An 11,560-nucleotide genomic window follows, 5' to 3' on the forward strand; every position below is an offset into this window, starting at 1 on the left:
GTCTTTTAAAATCGTCAAATTTTTGTTTGAGTTTTTCACCAAGGAACATAAATTTAATTTCCCCAAAATCAATCAGTACACCTATACTACCGATACATAGAAAATGATTTAGGATTGCTATATCTGTGAATAACAATCTAAATAAACCCGCCTCCACCACAGGGCAGAAATCTCTCTCGCGGATGATGCGATCGCCCGTACTCGCCAGCAAAACTAAAAAATGTACTGGTCAATCCTTTGACAGACTGACGCTCAGCAGTTAAAGCATCTGAGGTTTTCCCTTGAACGATCGCACAAACTCACCCGCTACCCATATTAACAACCGCCGACCTCTAATTATCGCAGGAATTCTCCTCGGTATCGGTCTATCCGGGTTTTTTGACGGCATTGTGCTGCACCAACTCTTTCAGTGGCATCATATGTTTAGCAGCGTTAAAACCGATTCTAACGTTGCCGGATTAGAATTGAATACCATCGGAGACGGACTTTTTCACGCTGCGGATTGGTTGGTAACAGTGGCGGGAATCTTTTGTTTGTGGCGGGCTGTCAATCACAAAGATGTTCCTTTGTCAACTCAAACTTTTTTAGGTTCCATATTAATTGGTGCTGGATTGTTTGACTTTGTAGAAGGCATTGTTGACCATCAAATTTTGGGAATCCACCACGTCAAGCCAGGTATTAACGAGTTAGCTTGGGATTTGGGATTTTTGGCGATCGGTCTTATTTTAGCACTCTTAGGTTGGATGCTGGTACAGAGAGAAGTTGTCGCAGATAGTTAAGTTTAAATGAATGCAGAGATTGCGAATTATACAAATCGGCGTTAAAAATCCCCGACTCTCTTTTTAACTCATCAACTCATCCAACCGCAGAATCCAACCACGCGAGCAAATCTTCCTGACTCCTAAAATCCAACAAAGCCTCTCCCAAATCATCTAACTGTTCGGCAGATAACCCCTGGATGCGAGTTTGAACTTCCAGTGTAACATCACCCACCCGCCGCACAATCTGACGCATAATTAATCCTATTTCCCCTTCAATTCTACCCCTTTCGATTCCTTGTTCGATTCCTTGTTCGATTCCTTGTTCGATTCCTTGTTCGATTCCTTGTTCGATTCCTTGTTCGATTCCTTGTTGTATTCCCTGTTGTATTCCCTGTTGTATTCCCTGTTGTATTCCCTGTTGTATTCCCCTTTGGATACCAATTTCTATCCCTTTTGTTACAGAACCTAGTTGGTCTTGGATAAACATTTCTCGCTTATCTACATCATTTAATTCGTCGAGGGTCAAATTTGCTCGGTTGGCAATTCCCATCGCGGTATTAATCTCTTCAACTGACCCTAATGTCTCTGGCACTACTTCCAATGAGGGGGCGTTTTTCATGAAGTAAATCCATTTTTCTGGCAGGGTTTCGAGTTCATTCAATTCTTTTTTGAATTTCGGTAACTCGACAAACACTAATTTGATTTCGCAGTTGGGATAGACGAATTTCTCTTCGGTTTCTGTGAATTCAAAGTGCGAAATTAGTTTTTCGGTGTTTTCAAATAAGATGAAGTCGGTGATGGTTAAGGCAATGACTGGTTTTAATCTTAAATAACCTTCTCCGGCTTTGAGTTGAGTTGAATAGGTTTTGGCTGCGTTGTACACGACTCGTTTTTCAAAGGCGGCGACGTTGAGTACCTGCATTTCGACTATTACGGTTTTGTTTCCGGTAATCTTGGCTTTGACATCCAGGTAGGTGTCTTTTAATCCTGTGACGCTTCCGGCTGAATAAGGGTCAATTATTTCTATTTCTTCGATTGTGGGTTCTCCGTTATACAGCATTGCATTTAGGAAGCTGATTAAAATTTCTGGATGTTCGGAAGAAGCGAATATTTTTTTGAACGCAAAGTCTGTTTTGGGGCTGATGAAACGCATATATTTTATAGGAGTGTTTTTTATTAACCGCAGAGGGCGCTGAGGACACAGAGGAAGAGAAAAGAGAGAAGATGGGTATTGATAAATATTGGAAGGGTTGGGTTTTGTGGTCTCTACCCAACCTATCCTAGGTATGCAGCTATCAGCCTGTGGCTTGAGTAGTTGTTACAGGTGACATAACTAGCTTTCCAGTTATATCCATTGTTGCCAGTTTCAACACTTCATTAAAAGCTAAACCCCGAATTTTTAGTTCCCACCGAATGCCTTTTGCTTTCATCCGCTTGGCTTTCCGCATATCCACATCCGCAGCTTTTTGATTCAGTAGCAAGTGTTTCATTGCTGCTGTGGCTTCTACTTTTGTGGGATATGCAATGTAGGTGATAAATCCGCCGTCCCAGTGGTTGGCGTTGCGGATGCTGCTGATAGTCGCTACTCTCGGACTAAATCGGTTCCAGTATAAGTCGCTGTAGCCGATTGACTGTGTTTTCACTTGGAGTTTGTTTGCCATTTGACTTAACTCCTATAACCTTGTGTGCGGGGTTTGCAGTACCGTTTTGGTTTTGCTATTTATATTATAGCAAATTAATGCGGAATTGGGCATTGGGAATTTGGGAATTTGTAATATCCGTTTGTGTCCCTAGTTTACAAAATCTTTGTTACAGTTTTTGACCTGATATTATGCTCTGTCAATTATTTGTACGAGGGTTTGATTGTTGGGAATGCAAGTCCTTTGGAAGAAGGACTAAAGTCCTCACTACGAACCAATTGCTCTGTCCTTTGGAAGAAGGACTAAAGTCCTCACTACGAACCAATTGCTCTGTCAATTATCTGTACAATGGTTTGATTGTTGGGAATGCAAGTCCTCGGGAAGAAGGACTAAAGTCCTCACTACGAACCAATTGCCTAAAATCTCAATTCGTATTCGGCGGTGACGCGATTGTCTCCTTGGAAGTTGGTTGAACCTCTGAGCAATATTTTGTCGTTTAAACGATACCGCACGTTGAATTCTGTTGGCTGATTTGCTGACAATACTCGAATGATTGATGCTGAAAGATTGCGGGTGATATCGGCCCCGACTTCTAGGCCTATACCGAGGGAACCTGCACCGCCCCCTGAACTCGAACTAGAACTGGCTGTTTGTCCTTCGTTTCCTCTAATTCGTGTCGGAAATAACCTAAATTCGCTCAATCCGGTGGCGTTGGTAATCACGGATTGCAGGTTGTTGAATAATCCTGCACCTGCTAAATTGGCGATCGCCAGTGTACTATCTCCTTGTCCTAATGTTTGCACGAAACTGCCGCCTAGTAGCGCTACAATCTCTGTGGACGATCGCCCTGGAGAACTCCTCAACTCGATATTTTCGGCCAACTGGGAGGCTTTACCCTTGACTAATGCTTGAATTCGGACACTCCGCACGCTGCCGAAACTTGTCGGTTCGTCGGCTATTTCCGACGCGACAGATGTTCCCGGAGTGCGAAACCGCGATACTTCTTGTACTGACGTTGCTAATCTTACATCCAATGTCGGATCGAGTCCTTGTGTTGGTACAAAGGTAGCTGTTTGTGGATATCCTTTGTCAAGTTTAAACTGTGTTGTAAACAAATTTACGGCGCCCGAAGTCAACCGAATTGTACCCGCAGGGCGAATATCGTCTAAGGTTCCATTCACCGTCAAAGCGCCTGTCGCCTGAAAATTTAATATCGGCGCACTCGTTACCCGCACTCCCCGCCCTAATTTGAGCCCCAAATCATTTAATCCAATTTCAAAGGAAGGGGAAGATGTCGGAGGAGAATCGGAAGCAGAAGATGTTGAAGGAGAATTGGAATCGGAAGGGGAAGGGGAAGGGGAAGAAGAAGCTAACCGAGTTCCGCCGCCGCCCGCGCTGGGGAGAAATACTTCGCCGTCGTACAGTTCAATTTTACCGCTCAACTGCGGCCGCAAAGCTGTACCTGTTGCTTGGACTTGACCGACTGCGCCACCGCGATACAATCCTCTAAGATTCAATGCCAATTTATCTAGATTGACAGCCAAAGGAGTCGCTGCATCGACATCGCCCTCGGCAAAGGGCACAGACAATGGAATCACGCCCTGGGCGACAACTTCCCCTTTACTTAATTGTCCCCGAATTTGTTCTACTCGAATGCGATCGCCCTCAAAACGCACTGCCCCAGTCAGCCCTGTAATTGGTTCTGGGAAAGCCCGCGCCCGGACGGTTGCATTTTCAAAATTCGCAATTCCTTCCGCCACAGGCTGTTGCAGCGTCCCTCCGACGCGAATTTGCACCTGTCCTTTGCCATTCACCCAGGCGATTTGGGGAGTTAAGACATTAATAATTGCTAATCCTTCATTCTGCAAATTCGCCCTGAAGTCTATTAGATTGTTGTCGGGTTTTACCGCAGCAAAGGGTAACTCGAAGGGCAAACTTCCCTGTACTTCAATTGGTTCGGTTTGAGTTACCAAAGCGCTGCCTCCAAAATTGAGGCGGGCGTTGCTATAACTGAAACTGCTGTCGGCTTTTTTAATCGGTTCTCCGTTTAGCGTTCCCTCCAGCAAACTTAATTCGCCGGTGGCTTGCGGATTTTCTAAACTTCCGGCTAGGTTTGCCCGCAAATTTAAGTTTCCGGTTACGTCTACAAAGGGCAATTCGATTAATTTTGCTAACTCTTCTACGGGTAGATTTTCAATCCGCAACTGCCCGGATTGCGCTTTCTGTCCGAGTTGTCCCGAAAATCCGATCGCACTTTTGCCCGATCGAATTTCTAGCGGCAACACGGTTAAAATCCCGTCCTGAAAACTGCCTTCAATGCTAAACTGTTCGGCGACATATTTTCCCCACTGCCAATTATCGCCTTTGACGTTAAATTGAGCTTGCACGCCTGTTCGGAGAGAACCTGCGACTGCAATTTCGCCTCCAAAAGTTCCCTGCAATTGAGATAAGGCGGGCAATTTTTCCGCTGATTTCACAGCTTGCTGCTGCTGCAAGATTACTTCGATTTCTGCCAAGCGGCGCAACTGTTCGATTAGCGGGGCTTCCGGTTCGCCGACTCCGACAGTTTGCACGTCACCGCTGTTACCGTAAACGGGAGGTTTTAAGCCTCTCGCGAAATCTCCTAAATTGAAATACTGCAAAGCGGCTAAAACTTGCTGCAAATTCCCCTGCTGGATGTTAACTTTTCCGGCAAATTCGGGATTTGCCCCTGCTTTGACGTTGCCGGAAATTAAGTATTGACCTGTACCTTGGCGGAAGATGCCGTTTGTCAGAGTGGCGCTGCCGTTAGCATAGCTGAATTCGGCTTGGAAACTGTCACCTTTAATGTAGCCGATCGCCGGTTGGGCGATCGCAATTTGTCCGTTGGCTTGCCAAGTCGCGGGATTTAACGGCATCTTCCAACCGGGCACGTTGACTTGTCCCGAAACAGTACCGGTTATCGGCCCCAAACCTGCCTCTTTTCCCGGTGAGAGATTCAAAGCAGCCAGGGGGAAATCGCTTAAATTGACTCGCAAAGTTTCGCCCTCAGCTTGGCCGCGAGCTACCGATTCCCCGCGTTTAACTAAGAATGATGTCGGCAAAAACGACTGATTTAAAGCGACTTCGATTTTGTCTTGGGGGCCGGCCAAACGCAAATCTACACTTTTATCGGAACTCGCAGTCACTTTCCCCGCCAGTACCGAGTCAAAAGCGACTTCATTTACTGCTAAATTCCGCACTTCCACGTCGCCAACTAAACTCAGGGCGGCCAATGTTCCGGTGAGGCGCCCCGTGAAATCGACATTGCCGCGGACAGGCTGATTTTTCTCTGAAGACTTTTTGGCACCCATGGGTGTCAAAAATGCCAACTGTTCTGCTGGTAAGGCTTCCAGGTTAAAGTTGGAGAGTTTTACATCCAAATCTAGATTGGAAATTGACGGTAATCCTTTCCCAGCCAACTCAACGCCGACAAATCCGCTGGCTGTCAAACCGCGAGTTGCAGCTTGTTCTACTTCTATCCGTTTGCCATCCCAGTTAAATATGGCATCAAAAGGTTGTTTGAGAAACGGCAATTCCGAGATGCGGAAACTGCCGCCGGCGCGAACATTCTGTAGGGGCGGTGCCCCCGTGCCCGCCCGTGCCCCCGTGCCCGCCCGTGCCCCCGTGCCCGCCCGTGCCCCCGTGCCCGCCCCAATCGGGCCGGATAAATTGACATTCCCGTTAAATAGTCCCCGCAGTAAGGGAAGATTTTGGGCTTGGGAGACTAAACCGTTGGCTTGCAAGCTTTGGCGCTGGGCTTCAAAGGCTTTCTGGAAACGACTTAGGGCAATTTGGTCGCCTTCGATTGACGCGCGCCAATTCCCGGATTGCGCGCTGCCTTTGGCGTTGACAATTCCGCCGCCGTTGGCGAGTCGAATTTGTCCGTCGCCGTTGGCGGTGATGCCGTTGGCGGTGAGATTATCTGTATTTCCGACAATTCGGAGTTTCCCGTCGAGGGTTCCAGCAATTTCTCGCGGTAAATTGGTTGTCAGCAAACCTGTTTGTTTGAGGGTTTGTTCTAAGTTGCTAACTGTAACTCCGTTGGTTGCCAGCGATGCTTCTAAGTTGCCGTTTTCCAATTTTGCCGCAGTATCGATCGCCCCGAGTCGATCGACCAAAATCTGTCCTTCCCCGCTAGCACGAATTCCTTTTGCTGTCAAATTATCCAAACTTCCCGCTGCTTGGTATTGCCCGTTAACTCTGCCGTCAAATCCTTTAGGCAAAGTCGCCGTGAGGGTAAATAGTTGCAGATTGCGAACTGTTTGTTCTAGGCGGCTGAGAATAACTCGATCGAGATCCGCGACAGTTTCCCAATTGCGATCGTCTAATTTTGCCTTAAAATCAACTGTACCGTCGGCAATATTCAGTTTGCCACTGCTGTTAACTGCTATATCGGCTGATTTGTCAAGACTTCCCGCCGCTTGAATTTGATTTGATATTTGGCCGTCAAGCGATTTGAGATTTTGGATTTTGGATCTGAGATTGCTATATTGTTGTTGATTTTCGGGATTAAAAGCCGAGGCTGCATCTAACAGCGGCAATCCTAAATTTACCAGGCTGGCGATCGAAGTGCGATCTGTTTCTGCGGTTCCCTGCCAGTTTCCCCGTGCCAATTCTCCTTTAAAATTGACATTATTGCCGCCCAGATTTAGTTTGCCGCTACCGCTGACATTAATTGCGCTAGCTGTCAAATTTTCCAGACTTCCAGAAGCTGTAAATTGACTCGATAACTGGCCGTCGATTGATTTGAGATTTTGGATTTTAGATTTCAGATTGGCAGATTGCGGGTTTTCGGGATTGAATGCAGAAGCCACATCTAAAAATGGTAGTGTTAAATCTACCAGGCGACTGATAGAAGTGCGATCGGTTTCTGCGGTTACTTGCCAGTTTCCGTCTGTCAATTCTCCTTTGAGATTGACACTGCTGTCGGCAATATTGAGTTTGCCATTTGTACTTAGATTGATGCCGCTAGCGGTTAAATTGTCAACATTTCCCGCAGCTTGAAATTCTCCTGCTAGCTGTCCGCCCAGAGATTTTAGATTTTGGATTTTGGATTTTAGATTGTCGAGATTGGCAGAATTTGCGATCGCCAAAAATGGCAAGCCAATATCAAGTAAGCGATTGATGGCAACTTTTTCGGTTTTGCCAGAAGCTTGCCAGCGGCCTGATTCCAGTTTGCCATTAACATCAACAATACTATCAGCAAGATTCAGCGTTCCTTTGCCGCTAGCATAAATACCATTTAAACTCAAATCGTCCAGAGTTCCCGCAACTTCGGCGGTGCCGCTGAACAAACCTGCTAATTCAGGAGGTAAATTAAGGCCGGGAATCAGCGGCTGCAAACTTTTCAATGCCACGCGATCGCCCTTGATTATAGCTTCCCACTGACGGTCTTGGATCGCCGCATCCACATTCACCGTAGCATCGCCAATTTTGACAACGGTATTTTGCAAATCCGCCGTATTACCTCCGGCGCGAATTTCGCCGCTAGCCGGAAAAGTCCCTTGTGGTGCTTGCCATTTAGCTCTAGCTTGGATATTATTTAACGGCCCGAAAACTTGAGCTTTGGCGGTAACACTACCAATTTTAACAGCAGCAGGAATCGGGAGAGCGTAAATTTGGGCGATCGCATCTGCGGGCAGATTTTCCGCTTGCAAATCGAACACCAAACCCGATCGCGAATTCTCACTTCCCAACGTTATATCAACTTCACCTTTCCCACCAATTTTACCGCCCGCCGCCGGCACAACTAAGATATCGCTCAATGTCAAAGCTAAGGATGACAAAGGCACAGTTGGCGGTGGAGAATTCGGCGTTGGAGTTTGAGCTGTTCTCCCGCGTTCCAATTTAAAGTTAGTGCTAACATTGTTCAATTGCAGGCGATCGACCGTAGCGGGTTTTGTCGAGGCGATCGTACCTGAGATCGCTGGATTTGCAACGGTTCCAGTCAGCTTAGCATCCGCCTTCACTTCCCCCGCAAGTGCGATCGGCAATACAACTTTCTGCCCTAACTCTGCTTCCACCGCATTCACCACACTTGCTACGGCTACCGGTTGCACGTTAGTTATCAGATTGAAACTCGCTTGTTCGGTATTGAAATTAGTTCCAGTGGCAACTGTTCCGGCTATTTGAACCGGAATTAGACCGTAATTACCTGTGAGACTATCGACAATTAAATTAGTTCCCTGAAACCGCAATTGACCGCTACCATTTTGGATAATCTGTTTCAGCGGTTTGATACTTGCTTGCACTCCGGCAAAACTCGCCGTTCCTGTAATTCCAGATAATTTATTGTCTCGCACTTGCACAGTTAAATTGCTATTTGCCAGACCTTTTTGTAGAGAAATTCCGGAAATTTTCAGCAAGCGAGCGATGTCGGAAAAAGGTAAGTTTTGCGATTGCAGTAGCACGTTAGTTTGAGCCGCAGGCAATAGAGAGTCGGCTTTGACTGCAAAATTGTCATTATTGGTAAACTGACCGTTAAGTTCGTAGAGAACGCGCTGATTTTGCTCGCGAAATAAAGCGCTGCCATTTTTGAGAGTTACGGAAATCGGAGCCGAAGTTTTTTTTCCGACTGCGGGACTAGGCACTAAAACTGCACCGGCATTTTCAACTCGAATTGCTTCAATTTCCGTTTTAAATAAACCCGCAGGTTTTTTGTCTTGGGTGGGAATATTAACCCAGCGACCTTCCGCATCCTGTTCGATATAAGCACTAGGCTTAACTAAGGTAATATCTAACTTGAGAGTGCGGTTGAACAGCAGCGGCCAAATTGAAAATTTCACTTCCACTGCTTCTGTTGAAGCGTAATCTGGATCGATCGCAGTTGCAGGTACTGTCGATCGACCAAACCGCAAACCGATCGGAGAAAATCGCTCCAAACGTCCGATTTGCACCGGCCGCTTCAGCGTCTGACTGACCTCAGAGGCCACCAAAGGAGCTAACTTTTTCTGCACCCACTCCCGTGCGGCCACCGCCCCAACCACGCCGAGAATGCCCACTCCCGTACCGCTAAGCAGCAAGATACGCCACCAGTGGCGCCCAGAACGGGGTGCGAGTTGTTTTTTGTCATCGTCCGAGTTAGTCATGCTTATTTCTCAAGGTTGTGAGAATTCAGGAATTGAGGAAATCAGCCGGTTTGAGAGGGGGTTCAACAGTTGACAGTTGACAGTTGGGTTCAACAGTTGACAGTTGACAGTTGACAGTTGACAGTTGGGGGAGAGGGGTTCAACAGTTGACAGTTGACAGTTGGGGGAGAGGGGTTCAACAGTTGACAGTTGACAGTTGGGGGAGAGATAGGGAGATAGGGAGATAGGGAGAGGGGGAGAGGGGGACAGGGAGAGGATTTGACGAGTTTTGGTCTAGAATTGCAATATACAATTTAAATGCAGTAGAGCTGAAAAATTCTGGGATGCTGACGGAGGCTTTCTGTCTTTGCTAGACTCACAACTGAGATCGAAAGTGCCGATCGTACAATCAAACTTCAATATTCACCCCCTCCCATGTCGCACAGACTCCAGAAATCTTTACCAAACTTAATCTAAAATCGCCACACATCCTACAACCGACAGTCAATCTAAAATCTAAAATCTAAAATCGCCCGATCGCTTCTAAGATAAAAAAACGGTGGTTAAGAAGGTCTTTAAAACTTATGCGAGTGTTCGTCTTACTCTTCAATGCCCGCACCGAGAATGAGGGAATTCACACCATTCAACTCGGCGATCGCAACAAAGTTCTGATGTTTGAGTCAGAAGACGACGCCACACGCTTTGGCGTGATGTTGGAAGCTCAGGATTTTCCCGAACCCGCTGTCGAGGCGATCGACGATGAGGAAATTAAGGAGTTCTGCGACAGTGTTGATTATGATTGGGAACTGGTGCCGGCGGGCGCGCTAGCGATTCCGCCAGAAGACAATGTAACACAGACTCAGTGGCAGGCCCAGGGGCAGTCGGAACCGGAGTCACAGCCAGAGTCAGATTCTGAGGTTTCCCAAGACGAACTCGATTCTATGCGTCGCCGACTCGAAGGACTTTTGTAATAGTCAGTGGGCAAACAGGGCATTGGGCAAACAGGGCATTGGGCAAACAGGGCATTGGGCATTGGTAGGGGCGGTGCCCCCGTGCCCGCCCTCTTAGCAATCAGTGGGCAGTTGGCAGCAGTCAGCAGTCAGTAATTGGTAGTCATTAGTAGACTTAAATAAATTGTAAAAAATGAAGAATTTGGAAGAACGGGGGCATCTGCTGACGGAACAGGTGAATGCCAACAGCGCGAATTTAGACCAACTTAGCTCGATCGAATTGGTGGACTTGTTCAACAAAGAAGACGCCCAAACCTTAAATGCGATCGCCCGTGCCCGCGAAGAGTTAGCCCGCGCGATCGACATCGGCGCCGAATCCCTGCGTCAAGGAGGCCGCCTATTTTACGTCGGTGCGGGCACTTCCGGGCGTTTGGGGGTACTCGATGCCGCCGAGTGTCCCCCCACCTTCTGTACCCCGCCAGAACTCGTACAGGGTATAATAGCCGGGGGTGCAGGGGCTTTGGTGCGGAGTTCCGAGGATTTGGAAGATCGGGCTGAAGATGGCGCTGAGTCGATCGCCCACCGTCACATTAACAATCTCGATGTGGTTGTCGGGATTACGGCTGGGGGTACAACGCCCTTTGTAGCGGGGGCTTTGCAAGCGGCGCGCCAGCGGGGGGCGAAAACAGTGTTTATCGCCTGCGTACCCGTGGAACAGGTGAATTTTGAGGCTGATGTGGATATTCGGTTGTTGGTTGGCCCGGAGATAGTCGCAGGATCGACGCGCTTGAAAGCTGGTACTGTGACCAAAATGGCTTTGAATATTCTTTCGACTGGCGTAATGGTGAAGCTGGGGAAGGTTTACGGCAATCGGATGGTTGATGTGGCGGTGACTAACAAGAAATTGCGCGATCGGGCGGTGCGGATGTTGCAGGATTTAACTGATTTGGGCCGGGATGAAGCGGGTTTTTTGTTAGAAAAAAGTGGCAAGTCTGTCAAGCTGGCTTTGATGATGCACTGGACTGGTTTGGAGAGGGAAGAGTGCGATCGAATTTTAGGCGAATTTAAAGGCAATTTGCGATCGGCTGTAGCATCATTAAACAGTTGACAGTTGACAGTTG

At 47.5% G+C, this 11,560-nt stretch carries 7 protein-coding genes; 4 read left to right on the forward strand and 3 right to left on the reverse strand.

Annotated features, from left to right (window positions below; genetic code table 11):
- The first annotated feature begins 125 nt into the window (after positions 1-125).
- Together QZ918_RS12910 and QZ918_RS12915 are read left to right on the forward strand one after the other, a co-directional pair.
- Positions 126-263, forward strand: coding sequence for a hypothetical protein (locus QZ918_RS12910; protein ID WP_293335539.1), 138 nt, complete (start codon positions 126-128; stop codon positions 261-263).
- Between the two features lie 18 nt (positions 264-281).
- A complete protein-coding gene (locus QZ918_RS12915) occupies positions 282-779 on the forward strand; it encodes a DUF2243 domain-containing protein (RefSeq protein WP_293335542.1) in 498 nt (165 codons plus the stop codon).
- Positions 780-855: 76 nt separating this feature from the next.
- Here QZ918_RS12915 and QZ918_RS12920 read toward each other — a convergent pair whose 3' ends face one another.
- The 3 genes from QZ918_RS12920 to QZ918_RS12930 all read right to left on the reverse strand — a co-directional run bounded on the left by QZ918_RS12920 (position 856) and on the right by QZ918_RS12930 (position 9,510).
- Entirely contained in the window at positions 856-1,914 is a 1,059-nt protein-coding gene (locus QZ918_RS12920; RefSeq protein ID WP_293335545.1) for an Rpn family recombination-promoting nuclease/putative transposase, read from the reverse strand.
- A 142-nt stretch (positions 1,915-2,056) separates the two neighbouring features.
- The gene (locus tag QZ918_RS12925; protein ID WP_293157615.1) at positions 2,057-2,422 is read right to left on the reverse strand and encodes a hypothetical protein; all 366 of its coding nucleotides are present in this window, start codon (positions 2,420-2,422) and stop codon (positions 2,057-2,059) included.
- A gap of 395 nt (positions 2,423-2,817) precedes the next feature.
- The gene (locus QZ918_RS12930) at positions 2,818-9,510 is read right to left on the reverse strand and encodes a translocation/assembly module TamB domain-containing protein (RefSeq protein WP_293335548.1); all 6,693 of its coding nucleotides are present in this window, start codon (positions 9,508-9,510) and stop codon (positions 2,818-2,820) included.
- 563 nt (positions 9,511-10,073) lie between these two features.
- Between QZ918_RS12930 and QZ918_RS12935 the strand changes: the two genes are divergently transcribed.
- Together QZ918_RS12935 and murQ are read left to right on the forward strand one after the other, a co-directional pair.
- Complete coding sequence (locus QZ918_RS12935) at positions 10,074-10,460, forward strand: DUF3110 domain-containing protein (protein ID WP_293157621.1); 387 nt, start codon at positions 10,074-10,076, stop codon at positions 10,458-10,460.
- 172 nt (positions 10,461-10,632) lie between these two features.
- On the forward strand, positions 10,633-11,547 hold the full coding sequence (murQ, locus tag QZ918_RS12940; protein WP_293335551.1) for an N-acetylmuramic acid 6-phosphate etherase: 915 nt from the start codon (positions 10,633-10,635) through the stop codon (positions 11,545-11,547).
- The last annotated feature ends 13 nt before the right edge of the window (positions 11,548-11,560 follow it).

It is taken from the genome of Microcoleus sp. CAWBG58 (assembly GCF_020883045.1).
Taxonomy (GTDB): domain Bacteria; phylum Cyanobacteriota; class Cyanobacteriia; order Cyanobacteriales; family Microcoleaceae; genus Microcoleus.